Raw genomic sequence first — 26,224 nt, forward strand, 5'->3', positions numbered from 1 at the left:
GCGCCGGCGCCCGGGGGGGGGGGGGGCCGCCGCACTGCTGTGTGGCCGCCGCCTCACTCCCGCCCCGGCGCGAGTCCTCCCGGCGGGCTCTCCGATTCCGCGGGCAGGGCCCGCCAGTCCTCGGGGCCGTGGGCGGGGAGCTGGTCGTACAGGTCGTACGGGGTGCCGAGGGAGCCGCCGAGCGCGGCCACCGGGTCGGGACGCGAGACCCGCTCCCACCAGTCCAGCGCGTCCTCGTGTTCGCCGTCGTCCTCGGGCTCGTCCGCGCCGGGCTCGTCCTCGGCGGCGGCTGCCGGGGGATCGCTCCCCGCTGCCGGAGCCGCCGCGTCCGGTGCGCCCGCTCCCGGCACGGCCAGCCCCGTCCCGGTCATCGCGATGCCGAAGAGCCCGGCCCCGGCCCACCGGCCGCCCGCCGCGTCCGCGTCTCGGGGCCTGCGGGTCCGCAGCCGCCAGGCGCGCAGGGCGAGCGCGGTGGGGAGGCCGAGCAGCAGCGTCCAGGCGAGGGCGGCCCCGCCCACCGCCCACCAGGCCGGGCCCAGCTCCGCCAGCCGCCCGACCCCGAGCGGCCCGCCCGCCGCCAGGGCCGCACCCGCGCAGACGAGGCCGGTGACGAGGGCGGTCAGCACGGCGACACCCGCGGTGGCCGTGGCCGACCAGGGGGCCGCCGTGTCGGCGGGCTCCGGCTCGTCGGCCGGGTCGCCGGGTCGTCCCGCCGGGGTGGCCGCGCGTCCGGCGAACCACCCCGCGGTGATCCCCGCGGCCACCGGGACCGCGGCGATCGCCCAGGTCAGCGGCGTACCGAGCCCGTCCGAAGGCAGCGCGGCCAGCAGCGGGAAGGGCGGCAGCGCGGGCCCCGAGGTGACGGCGAGCGGGGTCACGAGGGTGTCGGCGCCGACCTGGAAGCCGGGACCGAGCGCGTAGGCGGCGGCCCAGATCACGGCGTTGGGGAGGAGAGCGAGGGCGAGCAGGAGGACGGCGAGCCGCCCCGACCAGACGTCGGTGAGCAGCAGGTAGGAGGCGCGGGCCGGGTCCCGGTGGAGGACGAGCGAGGTGCCGACGAGGACGGCGCCGCCGCCCGCCAGCGCGAGGGCGGCGGCGAGACCGGCCCGGCAGGCGGCGGGGCCACGCCCTCCGGCGAGCGCCGCGCGCACCCGCCCGAAGCGCCCTTCGTCGCGCGCGGGTGACGGTGCGTCGGCGGACCAGCCGGTGCGTACGGAGCGGAGTCCGGTGAGGGCGGCGGCCAGCGCGAACAACGGCAGGTGCCAGGCGGCCTCCCGGAGGGAAGGGCTCAGCGCGCCGCCCGCGGCGTAAAGGGTGGCGACGGCGCCGACGGCCGTGTAGCCGCCGGTGACGCCCCAGACGACGGTCCGGCCGGCGATCGCGGGGGCCTCGGAGGTCTCGGGCTCGGCGGCCTCCCGGGCGGCGCGGCGGACCAGCCAGAAGGGGACGGCGGCGAGCAGCAGCGGGGTGAGGCCGAGCGGGGCGGGGGTGCCGGTGAGCGTGTCGGCGCGGGTGAGGCCGACGCCGTGGCCGAGGAGCCAGAGGCTGACGGCGGTTCCGGTGGCGCCTGAGGGGCCGCTGTCCGGGTAAGGGGAGCCGATCCACAGGGCCATGACCACCACCGCGTAGGCGCCGAGTCCGAGACCGGCGGCGACGGCGCCGCCGAACAGACACCCCGCCAGGGCCGGGGACCGGTCGCGGACGCGTTCGGCAAGGGCCCTGAGCCGGGCGGCGGGTGAAAGGGAGTCATCGGTCATTCGGGTCACACCGGTCATGCTCCCAATGCCACGGACGGGATGCGCGCAACAGGCGAAGAACGGATGTGTCGCCGAAGATACGGTTATGTACTTTTCCGTATGGACAGGTGGGGTGTGTCCGCTCCCCGTTCCGGTCCCGGCGGCCCCGGCCCCTGCTGTGGAGAACGCGACATGACGAACCGTCCCGCCCCGCCGCTCCCGACCCCCGCGGAACGCCGGAGACTCCGCGAGGCGGCCTCCCTCAGCCGGGCGGCACTGGCCGAGCTGATGAGCGTCACCAGCACGACCATCCACTCCTGGGAGACCGACCGCACCACTCCTCGGGGCCGCGCCCTGGAGGCGTACGCCCGCTTCCTCACCACCGCCGCCCGCTCGCGCCCAGCCGCCCGGCGGGCCGGACAGCCCGTCGGGGCGGAGCGGCTGGTCGGGGTGGGGGCCCGCGGCGGAGGGCCGGAGGCCGCGCCGAGCCCCGGGACGCAGGCCGCGCCCCCGGAGCTCGCCCGTCCGGAGGCGGCCCGCCCGGAGCCCGCGCAGGACGGACCGGCCGAGGCGGGCGGGCGGCCCGCCGCCGAGAGCCCCGCCACGGAGGACGACCCACCCGCGGCGGATGCCATCCTCCCGGCGGCCTCCAGCCCCCCGAGGCCGGCCGGGCAGACCCCCCGCGAAGCCTTCGACGCGCTCTACGCCGCCTGTGCCGGGGTCCTCGTCCGGCAGGCCTACCTGCTGACGGGGCGGCACGCCCTGGCGGTGGAGTCGGTGGAGCGCGCCTTCCAACTGGCCTGGGCGCGATGGCCGGAGGTGGCCGTGGACCCGGACCCTGCGGGCTGGGTGCGGGCGGCCGCGCACGAGTACGCCGTCTCCCCGTGGCACCGGATGCGCGCGGCCCGCCGCCGTCCGGCCCGGCCCGGCGCCGTCCTGCCTCCGCCGCGCGGCCGGGCCGACCACGACCTGATGAACGCGCTGCTGTCGCTGCCACCCCGCCACCGCCGCACCCTGCTCCTCTACGACGGTGTGGGCCTGGACCTGCCCGAGACCGCGGCTGAGACCGAGGCGACCACCCGGGCCGCGGGCAACCGGCTCCTCTCGGCCCGCGCCGCCGTCGCCGCGCGCGTACCGGCCCTCGCCGACCCGGCCGCCCTGCACCGGCGGCTCGACGCCCTGTCCCCCATGGAACCGGTCACCACGGAGCAGGGTGCGGTCATCCGTACGGTGGGTGAACGGCGCGTACGCCGGTGGACGCGGTCCGCCGTGGTGCTCACCGCGGTGGTCGCCGGGGCGACGGGCTTCTCGCTCAGCGTCGCCTCCGACCATTACGTCCGGCCTCCCGCCGCCGGCGAGGCGGTTCGCGGTGTCCCGCCGCACCTGGGCCCCGGCCCGCTCTCGGAGGCGGAGCGCTCGCTGCGCACGACCCTGCGCGAGCACCCGGCGGCCGGGCCGGAAAGGATCAAGCCGCTGCCGGGCTGACGGTACGCCCGGGCGACCGAACGCCTGAGGGCCCGCACCCCCGTCAGGGAGGTGCGGGCCCTCAGGCGTGGCTGGTCGCGCCGGACGGCGCGGACCGGTCGGCGTCAGCCGGCGAGGATCTCGCGGGCCAGCTCGGCGGTCTCGGTCGGGGTCTTGCCGACCTTGACACCGGCGGCCTCAAGGGCCTCCTTCTTCGCCTGGGCGGTGCCGGAGGAGCCGGAGACGATGGCGCCGGCGTGGCCCATGGTCTTGCCCTCGGGCGCGGTGAAGCCCGCGACGTAGCCGACGACCGGCTTGGTGACGTTGGCCTTGATGTAGTCGGCCGCACGCTCCTCGGCGTCGCCGCCGATCTCGCCGATCATGACGATCAGGTCGGTCTCGGGGTCCGCCTCGAACGCCGCGAGGGCGTCGATGTGCGTGGTGCCGATGACCGGGTCGCCACCGATGCCGACGGCGGAGGAGAAGCCGATGTCACGCAGCTCGTACATCATCTGGTAGGTCAGCGTGCCCGACTTGGACACCAGACCGATGCGGCCGGGCTTGGTGATGTCGCCCGGGATGATGCCGGCGTTGGACTGGCCGGGGGTGATCAGGCCGGGGCAGTTCGGACCGATGATCCGGGTCTTGTTGCCCTTGCTCGTCGCGTACGCCCAGAAGGCGGCCGAGTCGTGCACGGCGATGCCCTCGGTGATCACGACGGCCAGGCCGATCTCGGCGTCGATCGCCTCGACGACGGCGGCCTTCGCGAACTTCGGCGGGACGAAGATGACGCTGACGTCGGCGCCGGTCTTCTCGATCGCCTCGGCGACCGAGCCGAAGACCGGGACGTCCGTGGGGGCCCCTCCCTGGCCATTCGGGCCTTGGGGGACGTCGAAGTCGACGCTGGTGCCGGCCTTGCGCGGGTTCACGCCGCCGACGATGTTGGTGCCGTCACCGAGCATGAGCTTGGTGTGCTTCATGCCCGTGGCACCGGTCATGCCCTGGACGATGACCTTGCTGTCCTTGGTGAGGAAGATAGCCATGGTGTGGAAGTCCCTCGTCCTTACTTCGCAGCCGCGAGCTCGGCGGCCTTGTCGGCCGCACCGTCCATGGTGTCCACGCGCTGCACCAGCGGGTGGTTCGCGTCCGACAGGATCTTGCGACCCAGCTCCGCGTTGTTGCCGTCGAGGCGCACGACCAGCGGCTTGGTGACGTCCTCGCCCTTGGTCTTGAGCAGCTCCAGGGCCTGGACGATGCCGTTGGCGACCTCGTCGCAGGCGGTGATGCCGCCGAACACGTTGACGAAGACGGACTTGACGTCCGAGTCGCCGAGGATGATCTCCAGGCCGTTCGCCATGACCTCGGCGGAGGCGCCGCCACCGATGTCGAGGAAGTTGGCGGGCTTCACGTTGCCGTGCTTCTCACCGGCGTACGCGACGACGTCCAGGGTGCTCATGACGAGACCCGCGCCGTTGCCGATGATGCCGACCTCGCCGTCGAGCTTGACGTAGTTGAGGTTCTTGGCCTTGGCGGCGGCCTCGAGCGGGTTGGCCGCGGCCTTGTCCTCAAGAGCCTCGTGGTCGGGCTGGCGGAAGTCGGCGTTCTCGTCGAGCGAGACCTTGCCGTCCAGCGCCAGGACGTCACCGGAGGCGACCTTGGCGAGCGGGTTGACCTCCACGAGGAGCGCGTCCTCGGCGACGAAGGTGTCCCACAGCGTCACCATGACCTCGGCGACCTTCTCGGCCACCTCGGCCGGGAACTTCGCCTGCGCGACGATCTCGCGGGCCTTCTCGATGGTCACGCCGGTGTTGGAGTCGACCGGGACCTTCGCGAGGGCCTCGGGGGTCTTCTCCGCGACCTCCTCGATGTCCATGCCGCCCTGCACCGAGGCCATGGCCAGGAAGGTGCGGTTGGTGCGGTCGAGGAGGTACGAGACGTAGTACTCCTCAAGGATCTCCGGCGCGGTCTCGGCGATCATCACCTTGTGGACCGTGTGGCCCTTGATGTCCATGCCGAGGATGTCGGTCGCCCGGGCGACCGCCTCGTCGGGGGTTGCGGCCAGCTTGACGCCACCGGCCTTGCCGCGGCCGCCGACCTTGACCTGCGCCTTGACGACGGACTTGCCGCCCAGTCGCTCGGTCGCCTCGCGGGCCGCCTCAGGCGTGTCGATGACTTCACCGGCCAGCACCGGTACACCGTGCTTGGCGAAGAGGTCCCTCGCCTGGTACTCGAACAGGTCCACGCGCGTCCGTCCCTTTTCAGTGGTCTCGCCGCTGTGCGGTCAATGGTCTGCATGGGCGTGCCGCGGCGGGCAACGTGACTGCGCACTGTCACAGGGGAGGCGTACTCGGTCACCGGTACGCGGCATGTCCGTCTGGCAGGTTAACGCCGCTGGCGCGGCGCCCCTAAATCGCAGATCACACCTGGGCGGTGATACCTGTCACAGCGTGCCGTCCGCGCCCACCCGTCCGGCCCGCCCCGGCCCCGCACCCGGGACGCCCCGCCGTGCCGGGGCGGAGCCGCGCCCCGGCGCCGGGGGCCGCCTCGGGAGCCGGGGGCGGGCGCGCGGCCCGCGGGCGGTCCGCGCTGCCGACGGCAGACCCCGCGCGCCGTCCGGCCCGGTCGTGCGGCATGCGCAACCCGTGCGCGGGCTGGGCTCCTTCAGGCAGTGAGCCTGCCCGAGGGGACCGCTCACCCGTCTACCTGGCGGGGAGTGCTGTGGTAGAGCGGGCGCCTCCGGCACGGGGCTTTTCGCCGGTCGGGGGCTCGGGGAGCCGAGCGGCTGGGGCGCCTTCCCGGGGTGCCTGGCGGGGGGCCGGGGGCGGGTGGCGGAGTCGCCGGGGCGGGTCGGCGCACGCGGCACCCGGTGATCGACTTCGCCAGAGGCGAACGGGCAGGTCGGGCGCGCCTAGGCCCTGTCCGGTATCGGAATCGTCCCCTTCTCCAGAGCCGCCGCCATGACGTCCGGGAAGAGGTCGGGGGTGCAGGCGAAGGCGGGGGCACCCAGTGCCGCGAGGGCGGCGGCGTGCTCGCGGTCGTAGGAGGGGGCGCCCTCGTCGGAGAGGGCGAGGAGGGTGACGAACTGGACCCCGGCCGCCTTCATCGCGGCGACCCGCTTCAGCATCTCGTCCTTGATACCGCCCTCGTAGAGATCGCTGATGAGGACGACGACGGTGTCGGCGGGGCGGGTGATCTTGCTCTGGCAGTAGGCGAGGGCGCGGTTGATGTCGGTGCCGCCGCCGAGCTGGGTGCCGAAGAGGACGTCGACCGGGTCGTCCAGCTTGTCGGTCAGGTCGACCACCGCCGTGTCGAAGACGACGAGCCGGGTCGCGATCGACCGCATCGAGGCCAGCACGGCACCGAACACCGAGGCGTACACCACCGAGGCCGCCATCGATCCCGACTGGTCGATGCAGAGCACCACCTCCTTCTTCACCGCTTGCGAGGCACGGCCGTACCCGATCAGCCGCTCCGGCACGATCGTGCGGTACTCCGGGAGGTAGTGCCGCAGGTTGGCGGCGATGGTGCGGTTCCAGTCGATGTCGTGGTGGCGCGGCCGGCTGATCCGCGCGCTGCGGTCGAGCGCCCCGGTCAGCGCGGTACGCGTCCGGGAGGCGAGCCGCTTCTCCAGCTCCTCCACGACCTTGCGGACCACGGCCCGCGCCGTCTCCTTGGTCTCCTCGGGCATCGCCTTGTTCAGCGACAGCAGCGTCCCGACCAGGTGCACATCGGCCTCGACCGCCTCCAGCATCTCCGGCTCCAGCAGCAACGCCGACAGCCCGAGCCGGTCGATGGCGTCCCGCTGCATCACCTGCACCACCGAACTGGGGAAGTACGTCCGGATGTCCCCCAGCCAGCGCGCCACCGACGGCGCCGACCCGCCGAGCCCGCCCGCCCGCTCCGACCCCGGCTTGAGCCGCCCGTTTCGGTCCTCGGCCCGGCCGTACAGCGCGGCCAGCGCCTTGTCCATCGCGGCGTCGTTCCCCGCCGGCACGTACCCGGTGCCGTCGGCGGGCCCGCCCCCGAGCACCATCCGCCAGCGCCGCAGCCGCTCCTCGTCCCCGCGCCCCTCGGCCGCCCCGTTCGCCCTGTCGGCCTCCAGCACCCCGCTCGCCTCCATGCCGTCCGCCGTCCCCTCCGCCATGTCCGCCGTCCTGTCCTTGGTCATCTCTGGTCGCTCCCCCTGTGTGCGCCCGTCATGGGCCTCGGCCGTCGGCCGGTGCCCGCCCGTCCTGCTCATTCCCGGGTCAGAGCCCCTCCGCCTCCCGTCCCGGCGTGGGGCTCACCTCGCCCCCACCTGCTCGAACCGCCCGAGGTCGCCCAGCAGCCGGCGCAGCACCTCGGTGACCGCGTCGGCGCGCTCGCGGTCGAGCCCGGGGCCGAAGCCGTCGGCCGGGGCTCCGGGAAGGGCCGCCCCTTCGGCGGCGTCGCCTTCCGAGGGGCGGCCGCGCCGGACCAGTTCGCCGAGGGTGCGGCGTACCCCTGTCTCGTAGGCGGAGAAGGTGCGGCGCAGCAGGGGCAGGACGTCGGTGAAGGCGGCGGCCGGGACCGACGCCAGCCAGGTGTCCAGCAGCAGCCGGAGCCGCTCGTCGTGGACGAGGAGCATGCCGCCGCCCGCCGCGCCGCCGAGGAACCCCTCGATCCAGGCGGCCGCGTCCGGCGGCGGGGTCCCCGGCGAGAGGGCGAGGCCCATGCGGCGGGCCACCGCGTCCTCGTCGAGGGTGCCTTCGTCGAGCAGCAGGCGCACCGCGCGCCCGCGGACCACGCCCGGCGCGGTCTCCCGGTCGGCGATCGCCCGCAGCACCGCGCGCCACCGCTCGCGCAGTCCGGGCCCGTCGACCCGGGCGGCCCCGGTGTCGGCGAGCAGCCCCACCGCGGTGTGCACCGCCTCGATCTGGCGCCGGAGTTCCTGGGCGCCGTCGGTGTCGAGGCCGGTGCAGGCCGGGGGGAGGCCGACGAAGATCCGCTCGGCCAGCCCGGCGGCGACCTCCGTGAGGGAGGCGGTGTCCGTGCCCCGCACGTCGCCGTACCGCACCGAGCGCACCAGCGCGGGCAGCGCCTGCGCCAGGTGGCCCACGTCGGAGTCGAGCGCCGCCCGGTCGGCGAGGGCGCGCATGACGACGGGGAGCGCGTCGGAGAGTTCGGCCCGCAGGCAGAGTTCGGCGAGCGCGGTGATGTCGGCGAGCTGCTCGGCCGAGGAGGCGTCGGACCGTGCCTTGGCCGTGGCGGCGGAGGCGACGGTGGTGCCCCAGACCCCGGCCTCGGCGACCCGCACCGCCAGCTCCGGCTGCCAGGAGAGGCGCCAGCTCTCCCGGAAGGTGCCGGTGCCGGAGCGGGAGGCGGTCGGTGTGCCCCAGTCGACGCGCAGGAGGGTCAGGCGGTGGAGGAGACGGCTGCGGGCGGCGTCGTTCTCCTTGCGCAGGTCCAGGTCGACGTCACGGTCAGCGGCCTCGGGCTTGAACCGCAGACTCCGCTGGAGCCGGTCCAGGTCGCGCTGGAGCGGGACGGCCGGGGCGGCGGCCGGTACCTCGCCGAGGACGTCGCCGACCGTCAGCCGGTCCTCGATCAGCGCCAGGGGCACGTCGGAGCCCTCGCAGAGGACGGAGCGGATCGCGTCGGTGGTCTCGGTGAGCCCGGCCAGCGGGCGGCCGCGCAGGGTGGCGAGGGCCGAGGCGAGCCGGACGGCCTCGATGACATGGGCGGAGGAGACCTGCTGCCCCTCCTCCCGGAGCAGCCCGGCGACCTTGGTGAGCCAGCGCTCCACCGGCCGGTCGGGGGCCGAGAAGAGGTGGCCGTACCAGCCGGGCGAGGCGATTCCCGCGCCGTACCCCCCGGCCCTGGCGAGCCGGCGGTGGGTCCACGGCACCCAGGTGAGGGCGGTTCTGACCTTGGGCACTCCCTTGAGCAGCGCGCGGTCGGCGGTGAGCGTGGTGCGTCGGGCAAGCGCCGGGACGTGCCAGGCGCCGCAGACCACGGCGACCGAGTCCCCGTGCTCCTTGCGCGCGGCCTTGAGCCGGACCCGCATGTGGGCCTCGCGGACGAGGTCCCGTGGGTGGCCACCGTCCCCGAACTCCTCGCGCAGCGCCCCCATCGCCTCGCCGAGCGCGTGGAACGAGGCGAGCGCGGCCTCGCCCGCGTCGTCCTCCGGGCCCGGCCCCGCGCCGCGGGTGCCACGGTGCTCGACCACGTCCTCCCACCAGCGCTCCGGGTCGTCGTACCCGGCGGCGTCGGCGAGGACGGCCAGCGGGTCCACCCGCAGGGCTTCGGGGTGCGGGCGGCCGTCGGCCTCGGGCCCGGCGGTCCCGTCGGGCTCGGCGGTGAGCGGCGGCTGCTGCTCCTCCGCACCGCCCTTCTCGCCCTGCCCATCCCCCTCGCGCTCCCCGTCCGCCGGGCGGAGCGCGAGGGTGTGGGTGGCGGGCAGGTCGATGAAGTGGACCGGGACGCCGTGGTCCAGGGCCCAGCGCAGCGCGACCCACTCCGGGGAGAACTCCGCGAACGGCCAGAACGCCGAGCGGCCGGGATCGTCTGTGGCGTGGGCGAGCAGGGCGACCGGTGGCCGCATGTCCATGTCGGCCGCGAGGTGGGCCAGTTCGTCGGCCTCGGGCGGCCCTTCGATGAGGACGGCGCTGGGTGAGACCGCGTCCAGCGCGGCCCGCACCGAACGGGCCGACCCGGGCCCGTGATGCCGCACCCCGAGCAGCCAGGGGCCCTCTCCTGCCGTCGGCCGCCGCATGGCTGTCCCCCTTTCCTCGCTCTTCGTGCCGTCAGTCGTGGGCCCGGCCTCCCGGGCGGTGGGGCGGCTCACGCGCTGACCTCGCGGCAGGCGCGGTAGAAGTCCTTCCAGCCGTCCCGCTCGCGCACGACGGTCTCCAGGTACTCCTGCCAGACGACCCGGTCGGCGGCCGGGTCGCGGACGACGGCGCCGAGGATGCCGGCGGCCACGTCGCCGGGGCGCAGGACTCCGTCGCCGAAGTGGGCGGCGAGCGCCAGGCCGTTGGTGACCACGGAGATGGCCTCGGCGGTGGAGAGGGTGCCGCTGGGGGACTTGACCTTGGTCCGGCCGTCGTCCGTGACGCCGCCGCGCAGCTCCCGGAAGACGGTGACGACCCGCAGGATCTCCTCGGTGCCGTCGGGCAGCCGGGGCAGGTCCAGGGAGCGGCCGAGCTGCTCGACCCGCCGGGAGACGATGTCCACCTCCGCCTGGACGCTCTCGGGCAGCGGCAGGACCACCGTGTTGAAGCGTCGGCGCAGGGCGCTGGAGAGTTCGTTGACCCCCCGGTCGCGGTCGTTGGCGGTGGCGATGAGGTTGAAGCCGGGGACGGCCTGGACCTCGGCGCCCAACTCGGGGATGGGAAGGGTCTTCTCCGAGAGGATGGTGATCAGGGTGTCCTGCACGTCGGCGGGGATGCGGGTCAGCTCCTCCACCCGGGCGGTCATGCCGTCGGCCATCGCCCGCATCACGGGGCTGGGCACCAGGGCGTCCCGGCTGGGGCCGTGGGCGAGGAGCTGGGCGTAGTTCCACCCGTACCGGATGGCTTCCTCAGGGGTGCCGGCGGTGCCCTGGACCAGCAGGGTGGAGTCGCCGCTGACGGCGGCCGCCAGGTGCTCGGAGACCCAGGTCTTGGCGGTGCCCGGGACGCCGAGCAGGAGCAGGGCGCGGTCGGTGGCGAGGGTGGTGACGGCGACCTCGACGATGCGGCGCGGGCCCACGTACTTCGGGGTGATCACCGTGCCGTCCGGCAGGGTGCCGCCGAGGAGGTAGGTCGCGACCGCCCACGGGGAGAGGTTCCACCGGGCCGGGCGGGGCCGGTCGTCCTGCGCGGCGAGGGCGGCCAGTTCGGCGGCGAACGCCACTTCGGCGTGCGGCCGCAGCGCCCCCTGGGTGGTGCTCTCCGCCTGCCGCTTGTTCGAATTCTTCACGTCGCCCGTCCCCCGCTGCTCACTCTGCTCCACCGTCACACCCGCCACGTCGCCCGCGGCCTTCCCGGTCCCCACCGACACGCTCATTCCCATGGTCCCCCTTCGGCTCGGTTGCTGGTCCCCACCGTGCACCCCGCCACTGACAATCACTCTGACCTGCATTGATGACGGCTTGTCAGTGGCGGGTCCTACCTTCGAGGACATGACTCAGCAGGGGGTGCGCTGGGCGGCGGAGCAGGTGCTGGCACTTGCTCCTGACGCGGCGTCGCGCAAAGCGGGAAGCAAACTCGGCGCTTCTGGACCGTGGTCCGAAGCCGGATGTTCGAATGAGGGGGCGGTATGGGGCCTGTGCAAGGGAAGCGGCAGCAAGCCGTACCGGACGGTGGTCGACACGTCCGGTCCGGCGTACCAGTGCAGTTGCCCGAGCCGGAAGTTCCCCTGCAAGCACGCGCTGGGGCTGCTCCTCCTCTGGAGTGATCCCCAGGGGCCCGTCTCTCTCGCCGACGGCGAGCAGGCGCCCGAGTGGGTCCGCGCCTGGCTGGCGGGCCGGGCGGAGCGCACCGCGAAGAAGAAGGACGCCCCGGCCGTGCCCGCCGACTCCGAGGCGGCGCGCAAGCGGGCGGAGCAGCGCGGCGAGCGGGTCACGGCGGGCGCCACCGAACTGGAGCAGCGGCTTGAGGACCTGCTCCGCGGCGGCCTCGCCTCGGCGGAGCTGTCCGGGTACGCCCTCTGGGAGGAGACGGCGGCCCGCATGGTCGACGCCCAGGCACCAGGACTGGCGGCGCGCGTCCGGGAACTGGGGGCCATCCCGGGGTCGGGGCCGGGCTGGCCGGTGCGGCTCCTGGAGGAGAGCTCCTTGCTGTACCTGCTGGTGCGGGCCCGCGGGCGGCAGGGCGAGTTGCCCGAGGCGCTCTCCTCGGTGGTCTCCGGGCGCCTGGGCCTGCCGACGAAGGCGGAGGGGCCGCCGCTCCGCGACACCTGGCTGGTCCTCGCGCAGTACGACACGGCCGACGCCCGCCTGACCACCCGCCGCGCCTGGCTCCACGGCACCGCCTCGGGCCACACCGCGCTGCTCCTGTCTTACGGGGCCGCCGGCAGAGCCCCGGAGCTGACCCTTCCGGTCGGCCTCGCCACCGACGCGGAGCTGACCTGGTTCCCGCGGGGCGCCGGGGGGCGGGCCGAGCTGGGCGAGCGGTTCGGCGCTCCGGCCGCCCCCGCGTCACGTCCCACGGGGGTGGACGTGACGGAGGCGCTCAGCCGGTACGGGCGGGCGGTGCGGGAGGACCCGTGGGCCCCGCACTGCCCGGTCACGGTCGGCCCGGTCATACCGGCGCCGCTCCCCGACGGCCGGGGCTGGCAGCTGGCCGACCCGGACGGCTCCGCCGCCCTCCCCCTGAGCACCTCCGCCCTCGCCGGCCAGGGCCTGTGGCGCCTGGTGTCCCTCTCCGGCGGCGCCCCGGTCACGGTCTTCGGCGAGTGCGGCCACCGGGGGTTCACGCCGCTGTCGGCGTGGGCGGAGGGGGATGACGCGGTGGTGTCGCTGAGCTGAGCGGGACCGCCCGGGCGGGCGGTGCAGGGGGCGACGGGCACGGCCTGCGACGTGCCCGGGCACGTCCGAGCTCGTACGCCGCCCACCCGGACCGAAGGTGTCGACGCCGGCCGGCGTCGACCGGCCTCGACGGAAGCAGCCGGACGGCGGACAGCAGGACAGCAGGGCAGCGACACAGGCAAGGCATGTCAGGTGGCGAGCAGGGCGGAAGGAAGAGGAGGCAGACCGGTGCGAAGGACGGCGGACATGCGGAACGAGACGACGGGCGCGGCCCGGGAAAGCGCGGCAACCATGCCGGAGATCACCGGCCCCATCCAGCAAGGCGGCACCTCGGCGCGAACGCCTGGCGAACCGGGGCAGGCGCTCGGGGGTTCGAAGGAGACTCCCGGCGAATCGGCCCCACCTCCCAGCCGGTCGGGGCAGGAGTCCGGCGAATCGACGCGTCCTCCCGGCCAGTCAAGCCAGGCGCCCCGTGAAGTGGTGCGGCCGCCCGGCAAGCCCGCCCCCTCGCCCGCCGACGCCCTCCGCCCCGTGAGCGGAGCGACCGCCCTCCCCTGGGAGGAGCTGGTGAGGACCGCCCTGCTGGGCACCGACCGCCGGGCGAGCCCCGTGCCCGGGCATTCCGGCGGGAGCGCCCCGGGGGCGCTGCTCGCGGCAGCGGCCGTGCGCACCGTGCGGTACCGCGCCGGGCTGCGCCCGGCGACTCCGGCCGCCCCCTTCCCGGCCCCGGCCAAGCCCGACGCCCGGCCTCCCCTCCCACGGGCGGCGCGTAACCGGCTGGCCCAGTTGCTCGCCGTACGGGCCGCCGGTGGCGGCGATCGTCGGGGTGCGGCGCCGGACCTCACCGAGTTGCTGCCGCAGTGGCTGGCGACCGCGCTCCAGCAGGGGTACGCCCCGCCGCACGATCTGCTCCCCGCCCTGCTGGACGCCGCGCGGGCCCGTACCGACCTGCGGCCCGCCGCGCTGGCCTTCGCCGGGCCGCGGGCGCTGTGGCTGGCCCAGCACAATCCGGCCTGGCGGTTCGCGCTGCGGGGAGTGCCGGGCGGAGCGGCGGGCCAGCCGTCGCCGGAGGACGCCGAGGGCGTGGCGCGGTTGTGGGAGGAGGGCCTGTTCGCTGAGCGGGTGACGCTGCTGGGCGCGTTGCGGGAGCGGGAGCCGGACCGGGCCAGGGAGTTGCTCGCCACGACCTGGCGTACCGAGCGTGCCGAGGACCGCCTGCTCTTCCTGGACTCTCTGCGGGCGGGGCTCAGCGAGGCGGACGAGCCGTTCCTCGACGAGTCGCTGGCGGACCGCAGCCGCAACGTCCGTTCGGCGGCAGCCGAGTTGCTGTCGTCGCTGCCGGGGTCGGCGCTGGGCGCGCGGATGGCCGAGCGGGCCGCCTCCTGCGTCAGCCTCGCCCTGACCGGCGCGCCGCGGATCGCGGTGGAGGCCCCGCACGAGTGCGACGCGGGGATGGAGCGCGACGGGGTGACCGCCAAGCCCCCGGCCAATCGCGGCGAACGCTCCTGGTGGTTCGGGCAGTTGGTGGAGGCGACGCCGCTCGCGACCTGGGGCGGGCGGCTCGGCGGGCGTACCCCCGAGGAGGTGGTGGCCCTGCCGGTGGAGGAGGGCTGGCAGAGCGAGTTGCACGGCGCCTGGTGCCGGGCGGCGGTCCGCCAGCAGGACGCGGCCTGGTCACGCGCCCTGCTCGGCGCCCCCGGCTCCCCGGTCGCGGACGGACCCGGCGCGGTCTCCCTCGCCGAGCGCGCCCGGCTGCTCGGCGCCCTTCCCGCCGACGAACGGGCCGACTGGGTGGCGGGATTCATCTCCGCCCACGGGCTCTCCGAGTCGTTCCAGCTCCTCGCCACCTGCCCGGCTCCGTGGGCCGGTTCGCTCGGCAGAGCTGTGGTCGACGCCCTCACCTCCGCGCGGCGGGCGGGCGGGTACCCCTGGAGCTACAGCGGCATCATGGGCCTGGCCGAGCGGTGCCTCGACCCGGCGGAGGCGCCCCGGCTCGCAACGCTCACCCAGGCCGGCCCGCCCGCACCCGACACACCGGCCAACTCCACCACGGCCTACTGGGCGGACGCCTTCGAACGCCTCGCCGGCACCCTCCGCCTCCGCGAGGCCATGCACACGGAGCTGACCCAGCCCCCGGCTTGAGCGGCCTGCCCCGCCGCCGGACTCCCCTGAAGAAAGGGGGACAGAGAAAGAAGGGGACAGAGAAGAAGAAAGAAGGGGACAGGAGGAGGAGCAAGGGACCGCAGGGCCGGAAGCCTCGGGGAGAGGGGAGGCCCAAGGCCAACTCCCCACCGCGCAGCCGCCGCTCCCGGCAAGCTCCCGCGCTCGGCACCGGGGCCAGTGCCGAAACCGGGCCAGGCGGAGACGAGTACTGAAGCCCGGGCCAGTGCCCGAGCCGGGCGCCACGCCCGAGCCGTTCCCGAGCCGGGCGCCGTCCCCGAGCCGGGCGCCGTCCCCGAGCCGGGCCACGCCCAGCCGAGGCCAGTGCCGGGTGCCGACGCCTCGGCCGATGCCTCCCGGAGCTGCCCGGAGCCGCCGCAGGACGACTCCCTACCGCTCCACCCCGATGTTGGCCCGTACCCACTCCACGATGGCCCCGGTCGTCGCGCCGGGGGTGAAGATCTCGGCCACGCCCTTCTCCTTGAGCAGCGGGATGTCCTCCTCGGGAATGATCCCCCCGCCGAAGAGGCGGATGTCGGAGGCCTCGCGCTCCGCGAGGAGTTCGATGACCTTGGCGAAGAGCGTGTTGTGGGCGCCGGAGAGGACGGAGAGGCCGATCGCGTCGGCGTCCTCCTGGATGGCGGTGTCCACGATCTGCTCGGGCGTCTGGTGCAGCCCGGTGTAGATGACCTCCATGCCCGCGTCGCGCAGCGCCCTGGCGATGACCTTGGCGCCACGGTCGTGGCCGTCGAGCCCAGGCTTGGCCACCACCACGCGGATCGGTCCGGCTGCCACACCCATCACTGCCTCCATTAGCGAGATGTTCGCGCACCCTCACGGGCCGGGAATGTGAACGAACGTTATCCCCAGCATCGCCCAACCGGCAGTTTCGGGGTGAGGCGGGAGGGGGAAATCACACGTGGGACGCGTTCGCCTCGCTGCTCGGCCGGCCCAGGACCGGCGCGGGGAGCGGGGGGTAGCCGCAGTGACACCATCACCTCACCTCCACTGTCAGCCGCCATGGCCCGGCGCCGAAAGGCCCACTCGGTGATGCGGCGGACCGGGCCCGTTCCCGACCGCCACGCCCAGCCCCGCCCGACAACCAGGCCCGACCCCACAATCGAGCCACCCCGGCAGGGCGCGTGGCCCTCGCACCCCGACCGTCGTACGGCGCGAGGCGCGGGCGCCCGCCGTACCCCGCCCGCCGTATCGCCGTCGCAGGACCGACGGTTGACCAGCGGGCCGGACGGGCGCCGGACCTGTGGCCGGCAAGCGGCCGACCAGGAGTCCACGCGGCCGAGCGCGCCCCGCTCCCGCACTCCGGCCGGAGGTCGGCCTATGCCAGCACTGCCGCTGCCCTTCCTTCTCCCCCTGCCTCTCTCCTCTCTCCCCTCTCTTCCCGCTCTCCCCTTCCTCCCGGCCCCCGCCTCACCCGCCACCCCCGCCACACCCAACTCCTCCGCCTCCGCTGACTCCCCCGTCTCCCGCCCCACCACCTGGCTCGCCTCGCTCACCACCACCGCCGAAGCCGCGGCGGCCGGAGCCCTCCGCGCGCTCCCCCTCCTCAGTCCGGGCCCGGACGGCCAGCTCCCCGGCACGCACTCCGGCCCGGAAGAGGCTGACGGCTCTCCCGAGGCTCCGCCCGCCCCACACGCCCCCAGGGCGTTACTCCGGGCGGCCGCCCTGGAGTTCACCGTGCTGATGGCCCATCTCGCGCTCTACCCGACCGGATTGGCGGCGGAGCGCCTCTCCACCTCACCGCCCGCGCGGGCACCCGGCCGCACACGCACCCCGACTCCCCGCCCCGCACCACCGCAGGCACCTCCCACCGAGCTCCCGCGCCCTCCCCACGCCCCCCTCCCCCCGGCCGTCCTCCTCCACGGCTTCGCCGACAACCGGTCCGTCTTCGTGCTGCTCCGCCGCGCCCTGCTGCGCGACGGGCACGCGGCGCATCCCCGCCGGGCGGTGGTCTCCCTCAACCACTCCCCGCTGACCTGCGACCTCAGGGCGGCGGCCGAACTGTTCGGGCGCCACGTCGCCGAGGTGCGGAAGCGGACGGGCGCGGCCCGAGTCGACGTGGTGGGGCACAGCCTGGGCGGCCTGATCGCCCGCTACTACGTGCAGCGACTCGGCGGCGACGCGACGGTCCGCACCCTGGTGACCCTGGGCACCCCGCACAGCGGTACGCGTGTCGCACGCCCCGCCGACGTGCACCCGATCGTGCGGCAGATGCGTCCGGAGTCGCCGGTCATCGAGGAGTTGCGGCGACCGGCGCCGGGGTGCCGTACCCGGTTCGTCTCCGTCTGGAGCGATCTCGACCAGGTCATGGTCCCGACGAGCACGGCCCGCCTCGACCACCCCGACCTGAGCGGCGAGAACGTCCTGGTCACCGGCATCGGCCACCTCACCCTCCCGGTCCACCCCACGGTGACCGGCCTGGTGCGTGAGGCCCTGGCAGCCCCCGCCCGCCAGGCGGCCGCACCGGCTCCGCACGCCACTCCGCACGCCACCCCGGGACAGCCGGACGACGCCGGCAGCACGGTCGCCTGAGCCCTCGGAACCCCGGCCGGACGGGCTGTACGGCCCCGCACACGTGCCCCCACCGGCAGCCCCGGCTCCCGCCCATCCCCCGCAATGCCTTGGCCATCACCTTGCGGTGGAGTCGCCCCGACGCGCCCGATTGGCCCCGTTCACCCCGCTTCGCCATCTCGCTCCCGCGTCGAGCAGGACTCGAAACGGCAACGGCCGCAACCGTCCGGCGCCTCACCCGGACCGCCGAACACCCCGCCGCATTCGAACAGCAATCGAATCTCCGGCCAAGCCTGCGCCCGCCGTCCCCCGAAAGGCGACCGAATGCCCCTTTCTCAACGGCAGGAAACCTGCCGAAGATTGTCGGGCCCACGAACCGGCGGGTACAGTCGCCGCACTGCTCTGCCTCTGGGGGTGCCCCACGCCAGACCCCCAGCCCTGCTGTCGAGGCGAAAGAGAAGTTGGTGAACGACCGTCACCCGTCGGGGAGCACGCACACCCCCGACCCGGCTCCAGACGCCGACTACCCGCAGTACGCCACGTACGACCAGCAGAACGCGCAGTTCGGCTACACCGGGTACGAGAGCTACGGCGCGTCTGCCCCGGAGTCCGCCCCCTACACCGCCGACGCCACGTACGGCACCGGGATGAGCGGGCTCTACGGCAACGCGGGTTACGCGACCGGGGCCTACGACACCGGCCAGTACGACTCCACCCAGTGGACGGACGCCGGACAGGCGGCCACGCTCACCGAGCAGCACACCCAGACTTTCGACCCGTACGCGGCCCAGCAGGCGCAGCCGTCGCCGTACGACACGGGCGCGTACGACACCTCCGGCAGCGGCCTCGCGTACGGCACCGGCACGTACGACACGACCGCCATGTGGGCGACCCCCGGTTACGAGCAGGCGGACGCCGGCGGCGTGGCCCAGACGACCGGCACGTGGTCCCCGCCCGGCACGTACGACGCCACCGGCCAGTTCGACACCGGCCAGTGGGACACGACGGGCCAGTGGAACACCGGCCAGTGGGACACCACGCAGAGCTGGGACCCCGCCACCGGGCAGCCCGCCGCCACGCCCGATCCGGAGCAGCACTCCTTCGAGACGGCCTCGTACGAAACCGGCCAGTTCGAGACGGCCTCGTTCGAGCAGACTCCATTCGACACCGGCCAGTTCGACACCGGCCAGTTCGACACCGGCCAGTTCGACACCGGCGCCTGGCAGACGGCCGCGCACGACGCCGCCGCCGACGAGGCCCCCGAGGCCGGGCACGCCGACGGCGCGGAGGCCGACAATCCGCGTGAGCACGCGGCCGACGGCGTGGACGACGACGGGCCGGCCGCGTACTACGACCCGTACGAGGACGGCGAGGGCGCGGGCGACGGGCGAGCGGTGGTCGTCGGGCGGCAGGCGGCCCGGGGCGGACGTTCCCGGCGGCGGCAGCCCGCCAAGCGGTCGGCGCTGCTGACCGTGGCGGTGCCCTCGGTCTGCGTCATGGGCGTGACCGGGATCGCCGCGGCCTCCGTCGGCGACCTCGGCGGTGACGAGCAGGACCGGACGACGACGCAGGCCGCGCCGGACGCGAACGCGGTGAAGCCCGCCGTCGCCAACCGGACGCTCGACACGCAGCTCTCCAACCTCCAGGCGGACGTCAGCAGTTTCGCGGACCGGGCCAGCCGGACGCAGGAACGCATCGACCTCAAGGAACGCCAGGAGGTCGCCCGGAAGAAGGCCGCCGAGGAGGCGGCCCGCGCCGAACGACTGCGGCCGAAATTCGCCCTCCCGGTGGCGCAGCACGGCCTGAGCGCCTACTACGGGCAGGCCGGTATCAACTGGCTCTCCGTGCACACCGGCATCGACTTCCCCGTCTCGCACGGCACGCCGGTGATGGCGGCGACCGACGGCACGGTCCGCACGCAGTGGAACGACGCCTACGGCAACATGGCCATCGTCACCGCCAAGGACGGCACGGAGACCTGGTACTGCCACCTGTCGAGCACGACGATGCAGAGCGGCGAGGTCAAGGCCGGAACGACGATCGGCCACGCCGGCACCTCCGGCAAGTCGACCGGCCCGCACCTGCACTTCGAGGTCCGCCCGGGCGGTGGCGCCTCCATCGACCCGCTCGCCTGGTTCCGCAGCCACGGCCTCGACCCGCAGTAGGCGCTCCGGCGCCGGGGCCGCCGTTCGTCCAGCCCGTCAGCTGTCGGCGCCGGGCGCCTGCCCCCACTCCCAGACGCTGACCACGCGTGGCCGGATCCCGTCGCCCGCGTCGGGGTCGGGCAGGACACCGTCCGGGTCGATCAGGGTGACGGCGTGGCCGTCGCGGGTGAGGCGGCGGACGGTCTCCAGGATCATGCGGCGGGCGACCGCGTTGACGGAGTAGACCCGGGTGAGGTCGAGGCCGACCTCGTTGTGTCCTGGCGGGGTGTGGGCGATGCCGTGCACCAGGCGTTCGGCGCCCGCGAACTGGATGGTGCCCTGCAACTCGTAGATCAGCGCCGTCCTGCTGCCCGGGCCGTGCAGGACGCGGCCGCCTCGCAGCACGGAGCGGGCGGGGGCGGGGGCGTCCATCATGTGCAGGCCCATGTCGGCGGAGAGCCGTTCGCAGACGCGGACGCCGCGCACGCTGTTGCCGTGCCGGTCCAGGCGCGGGGAGAAGGCGCCGATGCCGACCTGGCCGGAGAGCGCGCCGAGGACGCCGCCGGAGACGCCGCTCTTGGCGGGGATGCCGACGGTGGAGACCCAGTCCCCCGCCGCGTCGTACATGCCGCAGGTGGTCATGACGCTGAGGACCTGCCGGACCACCTCGCGGCTCACCACGCGTTCGCCGGTGACGGGCTGGACGCCGCCGTTGGCGAGGGTGGCGGCCATCAAAGCCAGGTCGCGGGTGGTGACCAGCAGGGAGCACTGGCGGATGTAGTCGCGGACGACCTGCGGGGCGTCCTCCTGGATGACGTCGTAGCCGCGCAACATGTGGGCGATGGCGAGGTTGCGGTGGGCGGTGTCCATCTCGGAGCGGCAGACCGCCTCGTCGATCTCCAGGCGACGCCCGGCGAAGGCGGAGATGCCGGAGACGATCCGCTCGAACCGCTCCTCGCGCGGGGCGCCGCGGGGTCCGGCGAGGGTGTGGGCGGTGAGGGCGCCGACGTTGATCATGGGGTTGCGGGGACGGGCGGAGCCCTGTTCCAGCGAGAGCTCGTTGAAGGCCTCGCCGGAGGGCTCCACGCCGATCTTGGCGAGGACCGCCTCGCAGCCCCGGTCGGCGAGGGCGAGGGCGTAGACGAACGGCTTCGAGATCGACTGGACGGTGAACGGGGTCCGGCTGTCACCCGCCTCGTAGACCGTGCCGTCGACCGCCGAGACGGCGACGGCGAGCTGCTCGGTGTCGGCGGCGGCCAGCTCCGGTACGTAGTCGGCGACGGCCCCCGCCCGGTCGCCCGCGCAGTTCTGGAGGACCTCGTCCAGGTACTCCGGAATCGGTGACCGCACGCCTCGCTCCTCCCGGCGGCCTGCCCGGCGTGCCCCTCCGGCCGCCTCGGGACCGCGCCCGCCCAGTGTGGGCGAGGACCCGGCGGAAAAGGCGCCGCGACGCGATGATTTCCGGGCGCCGCACGGGTCTGTACTGCTGTAACGCTTACCCCGTCCGCTGACCGGACCGCCGGACGGACCGACCCGAGGAGCACCCGCCATGCGCATCGTCATCATCGAGTTCATCAGTCTCGACGGCGTCGTCCAGGCCCCGGGCGGGACCGGGGCACGCCGCCGCCCCGGTCCCGGCCCTGCCCGGGCTACAGCTTCTCGACCGGCGCGTACCGCAGCAGCAGCCGCTTCGGCTTCTCCCCGCCGAAGTCGACGGTGGCCTCGGCGGCCGACCCGGCGCCCTTGACGCCGACGACCGTGCCCAGGCCGAACTGGTCGTGGCTGACGCGGTCGCCGACGGCGAGCGAGGCGACCGGCTGCTCGGAGGCGCGGCGGGTGGCGAAGGCCGGGGCGCCCTTGGCGCGGGTGGAGGAGGAGAGCGAGGAGGCGATCGAACCGGCCGGGCCGCGGGGGCTCGCGGCGGCCGGCGCGCCCATGGCGCCGGTCCGCTTCCACTTCAGGTGCTGCTCGGGGATCTCCTCCAGGAAACGGGAGGGCGGGTTGTACGAGGGCTGGCCCCAGGCGCTGCGCATGGCGGCGCGGGTGAGGTAGAGCCGCTCGCGGGCGCGGGTGATGCCGACGTAGGCGAGGCGGCGCTCCTCCTCCAGCTCCTTGGTCTGGCCGAGGGCGCGCATGTGCGGGAAGACGCCGTCCTCCATGCCGGTGAGGAAGACGACGGGGAACTCCAGGCCCTTGGCGGTGTGCAGGGTCATCAGGGTGATGACGCCGGAGCCGTCCTCGTCCTCGTCGGGGATCTGATCGGAGTCGGCGACCAGGGCGACCTGCTCCAGGAACTCGGGGAGCGTCCCGGTACCCTCCTCCTCGCTGCGGTCCTGCTCGAACTCCAGGGCGACGGCGGCCAGCTCCTGGAGGTTCTCGATGCGGGTCTCGTCCTGCGGGTCGGTGGATGCCTGGAGTTCGGCGAGGTAGCCGGTGCGCTCCATGACCGCTTCCAGGACGGTGGCGGGCCCGGCGCCGGACTCGACCACCGTGCGCAGCTCCTCCATCAGCGTGTTGAACCGCTTGACGGCGTTGGCCGAGCGGGCCGCCATGCCGTACGCCTCGTCGACCCGGCGCAGGGCCTGCGGGAAGCTGGCCCGCTCGCGCTGCGCGAGGGCGTCGATCATCGCCTCGGCGCGGTCGCCGATGCCGCGCTTGGGGGTGTTGAGGATGCGGCGCAGGGAGACGCTGTCCTCCGGGTTGGCAAGGACGCGCAGGTAGGCGAGGACGTCGCGGACCTCCTTGCGCTCGTAGAAGCGGACGCCGCCGACGACCTTGTAGGGCAGGCCGACCCGGATGAAGATCTCCTCGAAGACACGGGACTGGGCGTTGGTGCGGTAGAAGACGGCGATGTCGCCTGCCTTGGCGTCGCCCGCGTCGGTCAGCCGGTCGATCTCCTCGGCGACGAACTGGGCCTCGTCGTGCTCGGTGTCCGCGACGTATCCGGTGATCCCGGCGCCCGCTCCGGCGTCGGTCCAGAGGTTCTTCGGGCGGCGGTTCTCGTTCCGCTCGATGACGGCGTTGGCCGCGGTGAGGATCGTCTGGGTGGAGCGGTAGTTCCGCTCCAGAAGGATCGTGGTGGCGTTCGGGTAGTCCTCCTCGAACTGGAGGATGTTGCGGATGGTGGCGCCGCGGAAGGCGTAGATCGACTGGTCGGCGTCGCCCACCACGCACAGCTCGGCCGGCTCGGGCGCCGGGTGGAGCGGGTCGTGGTCGGACTCGGCGCCCTCGGGGACGTCCACCGGGCGGTCGGCCGGGGTGCCGACCAATTCCCTGACCAGCGAGTACTGGGCGTGGTTGGTGTCCTGGTACTCGTCGACGAGGACGTGCCGGAAGCGGCGCCGGTAGTGGTCGGCGACGTCGGGGAACGCCTGGAGCAGGTGCACCGTCGTCATGATGATGTCGTCGAAGTCCAGCGCGTTCGCCTCACGCAGCCGGGACTGGTACATCGTGTACGCCTGCGCCAGCGTCTGCTCGAAGCCTCCCCCAGACTCCGTCTGGGAGGTGCCCCCAGCCGCCTGGGCCGCGAAGTCCTCCGGGTCGACCAGCTCGTTCTTGAGGTTCGAGACCTTGGCCGTGAAGGACTTCGGCGGGAAGCGCTTCGGGTCGAGGTCGAGGTCGCGGCAGACCAGGGCCATCAGCCGCTTGGAGTCGGCCGCGTCGTAGATCGAGAACGACGAGGTGAAGCCGAGGTGCTTCGACTCGCGGCGCAGGATGCGCACGCAGGCGCTGTGGAAGGTGGAGACCCACATGGCGTTGGCGCGCGGGCCGACCAGCTCCTCGACGCGCTCCTTCATCTCGCCCGCGGCCTTGTTGGTGAAGGTGATCGCGAGGATCTGGCCGGGGTGCACGCCGCGCTCGCCGAGCAGGTGGGCGATGCGGTGGGTGAGCACGCGGGTCTTGCCGGAACCGGCTCCGGCGACGATGAGCAGCGGCGACCCGCTGTGGACGACGGCGGCGCGCTGCTCGTCGTTGAGCCCGTGGAGCAGGGTGGCCGGGTCGACGGCCGGACGCGGGGCGCCGTCCCGGTAGTACGCGTCCCGGTCCGCGGGCGCGTCGAACTTCCCGCCGAACAGGTCGGCCGGGATCTCCTCCGGTGCCTCCTCCTCGGGCGGGGGCGGCGGCTCGTCCCCGAGCCGGGCGGAGGGCGCCGAGGAGTGGAGGTCGGCCAGGAAGCTGTCGTCAAAGAGGCTGCTCATCGCCTACCGAGTCTAGGGCGCCCCGCCGACAACCGGCCCGGACTTCGCAGGACGGGCGCCGACGGGCAGGGGGAACGTGACGTACCGGACACGAAAGGGAGCCGACGGCGTGCGCCAGGTCACTCCCGGAAGCCGCCCTCGCCGACCTGCCCGGCGACCGCTCACCGATCGCCCCGCACCGCTCCGGCCCCGCTTTCCGTCCGTCCACCGACAAGATAACGAAAACGTATCGGGCATATCGCACATCAACCTTCACAGGCACCACACGAGTTGGCTAGCGTGCTGGCCGGGTCGGTACGTCCCCCGCCGGCGACTCGCGCCGGAGCGAACCGCCCCCTGCCGAATCCGGTACGCCTCCACGGGCCCCGGAGCCGGGGACCCACCGCGCACCACCGGGGTGAATCGGTACCCGACACGGAGCCGGGCTCGCAGCCGGGCCCGGCCGTCGAACCGTAGGGCAGCCTTCCGTACGCCCGAACCCGACAGCCAGGGGTGTCTTCGCAGTCCTGTGCGGTGTCCGCGGTGTCCGGTGCGTGCTCTCGGCGTGCCGGGCGAAGGCGCTCGTACCGGACGTACTCGTGCCTTCGCCCGGTGCGGCGGGAGTGCGTGCCGGGCGCCGCGGGCGCCGCGCGGGACTGCGAGGGCGTCCCTGACCCGGCAGGCGGTCCACGGAAGGAGTTGCCGCCTTGGCGTCGCATCGCAAGCCCCGCGCCCCGCGCAACCGCACCGCCGGTGCCCTCGGCCTCACCACCGCCGCCCTCACCTCGGTGGCCCTGCTGTCGCAGACCGCACAGGCCGCCCCGCAGCGTCCGGTGGCGAAGCCCTCCCTGGAGGAGGTGCAGAAGAAGGTGGACCGCCTCTACCGCGAGGCCGGCACGGCCACCCAGAAGTACAACGCGGCCGAGGAGCGGACCAGGACCCAGCGCGCCAAGGTCGACAAGCTGCTGGACAGCGTCGCCAAGCGGGCCGACAAGCTGAACGCGGCCCGCGGGGAGCTGGGCTCCTTCGCCGCCGCCCAGTACCGCAGCGGCGGCATGTCCGGGACCGCCACCCTGCTGCTCGCCGACGACCCGCAGAGCTGGTTCGACCAGAGCCAGCTGATGAACCGCCTCACCCAGCGGCAGAAGGCGGTCATCGACGACTACCAGGCCCAGCAGGCCGAGGCGGGCCGCGAGCGCGCCAAGGCCGCCCGCCAGCTGGAGAGCCTCACCGAGTCGCAGCGCACCCTCAAGGACACCAAGCGCGAGGTGCAGGGCAAGCTCGCCGAGGCCCGCACCCTGCTCTCCGAGCTGACCGCCGAGGAGAAGGCGCGGCTCGCCGAGATCGAGCGGAAGAAGCAGGCGGAGGCCGAACGCAAGGCGAAGGAGCGGGCCGAGAAGGAGGAGGCCGAGCGCAAGGCCCGGGAGGAGGCCGAGGAGAAGGAGCGCGAGGAGGCCGGGTCGGGCTCGGGGTCCGGGTCGGGTTCCGGCTCCGGAACGGGGTCCGGCTCCGGCGGCGGCTCCACGGCCCCCGACTCCTCGTACGCGGCCAAGGCCGAGAAGGCGATCGCCTTCGCCCGCGCCCAGATGGGCAAGCCGTACGTGTGGGGCGCGGCCGGACCCGACTCGTTCGACTGCTCGGGCCTCACCCAGGCCGCCTGGAAGACCGCCGGGATCTCGCTGCCCCGCACCACCTGGGACCAGGTCGGCGTCGGCCAGCAGGTCTCCGTCGACTCCGCGCAACCCGGCGACCTGGTCTTCTTCTACGACGACATCAGCCACGTCGGCGTCTACATCGGCGGCGGCGAGATGATCCACGCGCCGAAGCCCGGCGCCGACGTCCGGGTGGAGTCGATCTACTACATGCCGATCCACAGCGTGGTGCGGCCGGCCTGACCCGGACCGCCCCGCACGGCGAAGGCCGGGTTCCGCACCGTGGGTCGACGGTGGGAACCCGGCCTTCGCCGTGTGTCGCGGCCTGCGTGGCGGGCCCGGTGGGCGCGGGGGTCAGGTCCAGAGGGTGGCGATGAAGATGTTGAGGACGGTGAGGCCGCCGACGGCGGCGAAGACGCCCTTGTCGACCTTCTCGTCGTCGCGTTTCACGTAGACCAGGCCGAGGATCACTATGAGGACCAGCAGCTTGATGCCGACCTTCATGTGGTTGAGGGTGCCGCCGTCCATCTCGTTGAGGCCGACCAGGACGATGCCGGTGACCAGCATGGTGAGGGCGCCGTGGAGCATGGCGGGCACGAAGCGGGCCGTGCCCGCGCCGATCGCCTTCATCTGGGTGAGGAAGCCTCCCAGGAGGGAGGCGATACCGATGATGTGCAGGCCGACAAACACATTGATGAGGACGTCCATGGCCCGCACCTTAACGGGGCCCCTGACACCCCCGGCCCACCAGGGCCACGGCGCGGAGGGCGGCGTTCTCAGCGCCTCAGCCGTATCGGCACCGGCGCCGGGCAGTTCGGGTGAGGCTCGGGGGGCGGGCTCGCGTGAGGTCCTTGGTCGCGGTCACTGACTGGCCTCAAGCGCCGGCCGGGCT

At 74.2% G+C, this 26,224-nt stretch carries 16 protein-coding genes; 6 read left to right on the plus strand and 10 right to left on the minus strand.

Annotated features, from left to right (window positions below; translation table 11 throughout):
• Nucleotides 1–53: 53 nt before the first annotated feature.
• On the minus strand, nucleotides 54–1,757 hold the full coding sequence (locus ACFWMZ_RS16250) for a DUF6350 family protein (protein WP_383202116.1): 1,704 nt from the start codon (nucleotides 1,755–1,757) through the stop codon (nucleotides 54–56).
• A 171-nt stretch (nucleotides 1,758–1,928) separates the two neighbouring features.
• Between ACFWMZ_RS16250 and ACFWMZ_RS16255 the strand changes: the two genes are divergently transcribed.
• Complete coding sequence (locus ACFWMZ_RS16255; RefSeq protein ID WP_383202119.1) at nucleotides 1,929–3,221, plus strand: helix-turn-helix domain-containing protein; 1,293 nt, start codon at nucleotides 1,929–1,931, stop codon at nucleotides 3,219–3,221.
• A 104-nt stretch (nucleotides 3,222–3,325) separates the two neighbouring features.
• On the opposite strand, the gene sucD is transcribed toward ACFWMZ_RS16255, so the two are convergent.
• The 5 genes from sucD to ACFWMZ_RS16280 form a co-directional block, all read right to left on the minus strand.
• On the minus strand, nucleotides 3,326–4,243 hold the full coding sequence (sucD, locus tag ACFWMZ_RS16260) for a succinate--CoA ligase subunit alpha (RefSeq protein WP_383180612.1): 918 nt from the start codon (nucleotides 4,241–4,243) through the stop codon (nucleotides 3,326–3,328).
• Between the two features lie 20 nt (nucleotides 4,244–4,263).
• On the minus strand, nucleotides 4,264–5,442 hold the full coding sequence (gene sucC / locus ACFWMZ_RS16265) for an ADP-forming succinate--CoA ligase subunit beta (protein WP_383180615.1): 1,179 nt from the start codon (nucleotides 5,440–5,442) through the stop codon (nucleotides 4,264–4,266).
• 666 nt (nucleotides 5,443–6,108) lie between these two features.
• The gene (locus tag ACFWMZ_RS16270) at nucleotides 6,109–7,368 is read right to left on the minus strand and encodes a VWA domain-containing protein (RefSeq protein WP_383202122.1); all 1,260 of its coding nucleotides are present in this window, start codon (nucleotides 7,366–7,368) and stop codon (nucleotides 6,109–6,111) included.
• A gap of 114 nt (nucleotides 7,369–7,482) precedes the next feature.
• Nucleotides 7,483–9,933, minus strand: coding sequence for a DUF5682 family protein (locus ACFWMZ_RS16275; protein WP_383202125.1), 2,451 nt, complete (start codon nucleotides 9,931–9,933; stop codon nucleotides 7,483–7,485).
• Nucleotides 9,934–10,001: 68 nt separating this feature from the next.
• Complete coding sequence (locus ACFWMZ_RS16280; RefSeq protein ID WP_383202128.1) at nucleotides 10,002–11,207, minus strand: AAA family ATPase; 1,206 nt, start codon at nucleotides 11,205–11,207, stop codon at nucleotides 10,002–10,004.
• Between the two features lie 115 nt (nucleotides 11,208–11,322).
• Between ACFWMZ_RS16280 and ACFWMZ_RS16285 the strand changes: the two genes are divergently transcribed.
• Together ACFWMZ_RS16285 and ACFWMZ_RS16290 are read left to right on the plus strand one after the other, a co-directional pair.
• Complete coding sequence (locus ACFWMZ_RS16285; protein WP_383202131.1) at nucleotides 11,323–12,669, plus strand: SWIM zinc finger domain-containing protein; 1,347 nt, start codon at nucleotides 11,323–11,325, stop codon at nucleotides 12,667–12,669.
• Nucleotides 12,670–12,915: 246 nt separating this feature from the next.
• A complete protein-coding gene (locus ACFWMZ_RS16290; protein ID WP_383202134.1) occupies nucleotides 12,916–14,811 on the plus strand; it encodes a DUF5691 domain-containing protein in 1,896 nt (631 codons plus the stop codon).
• Between the two features lie 408 nt (nucleotides 14,812–15,219).
• Here ACFWMZ_RS16290 and ACFWMZ_RS16295 read toward each other — a convergent pair whose 3' ends face one another.
• A complete protein-coding gene (locus ACFWMZ_RS16295) occupies nucleotides 15,220–15,630 on the minus strand; it encodes a cobalamin B12-binding domain-containing protein (RefSeq protein ID WP_383180633.1) in 411 nt (136 codons plus the stop codon).
• A gap of 900 nt (nucleotides 15,631–16,530) precedes the next feature.
• Between ACFWMZ_RS16295 and ACFWMZ_RS16300 the strand changes: the two genes are divergently transcribed.
• Both ACFWMZ_RS16300 and ACFWMZ_RS16305 read left to right on the plus strand, forming a co-directional pair.
• Nucleotides 16,531–17,379: an esterase/lipase family protein gene (locus ACFWMZ_RS16300; protein WP_383202210.1), complete on the plus strand. Its 849-nt coding sequence runs from the start codon at nucleotides 16,531–16,533 to the stop codon at nucleotides 17,377–17,379.
• Between the two features lie 443 nt (nucleotides 17,380–17,822).
• Nucleotides 17,823–19,523, plus strand: a complete 1,701-nt coding sequence (locus tag ACFWMZ_RS16305; protein WP_383202137.1) for a M23 family metallopeptidase — start codon at nucleotides 17,823–17,825, stop codon at nucleotides 19,521–19,523.
• A gap of 36 nt (nucleotides 19,524–19,559) precedes the next feature.
• On the opposite strand, the gene ACFWMZ_RS16310 is transcribed toward ACFWMZ_RS16305, so the two are convergent.
• Entirely contained in the window at nucleotides 19,560–20,852 is a 1,293-nt protein-coding gene (locus tag ACFWMZ_RS16310; RefSeq protein WP_383180638.1) for a glutaminase, read from the minus strand.
• Nucleotides 20,853–21,151: 299 nt separating this feature from the next.
• Entirely contained in the window at nucleotides 21,152–23,701 is a 2,550-nt protein-coding gene (pcrA, locus tag ACFWMZ_RS16315) for a DNA helicase PcrA (RefSeq protein ID WP_383202140.1), read from the minus strand.
• Between the two features lie 686 nt (nucleotides 23,702–24,387).
• On the opposite strand from pcrA, the gene ACFWMZ_RS16320 reads away from it, so the two are divergent.
• Nucleotides 24,388–25,575, plus strand: a complete 1,188-nt coding sequence (locus tag ACFWMZ_RS16320) for an NlpC/P60 family protein (RefSeq protein WP_383202142.1) — start codon at nucleotides 24,388–24,390, stop codon at nucleotides 25,573–25,575.
• A 111-nt stretch (nucleotides 25,576–25,686) separates the two neighbouring features.
• Here ACFWMZ_RS16320 and ACFWMZ_RS16325 read toward each other — a convergent pair whose 3' ends face one another.
• Nucleotides 25,687–26,040 carry a hypothetical protein gene (locus tag ACFWMZ_RS16325; RefSeq protein ID WP_383180647.1) on the minus strand — a complete coding sequence of 118 codons (354 nt, stop codon included), beginning with the start codon at nucleotides 26,038–26,040 and terminating at the stop codon, nucleotides 25,687–25,689.
• Nucleotides 26,041–26,224: the final 184 nt, after the last annotated feature.

This window comes from Streptomyces sp. NPDC058373 (assembly GCF_042723275.1).
Classification (GTDB): domain Bacteria; phylum Actinomycetota; class Actinomycetes; order Streptomycetales; family Streptomycetaceae; genus Streptomyces.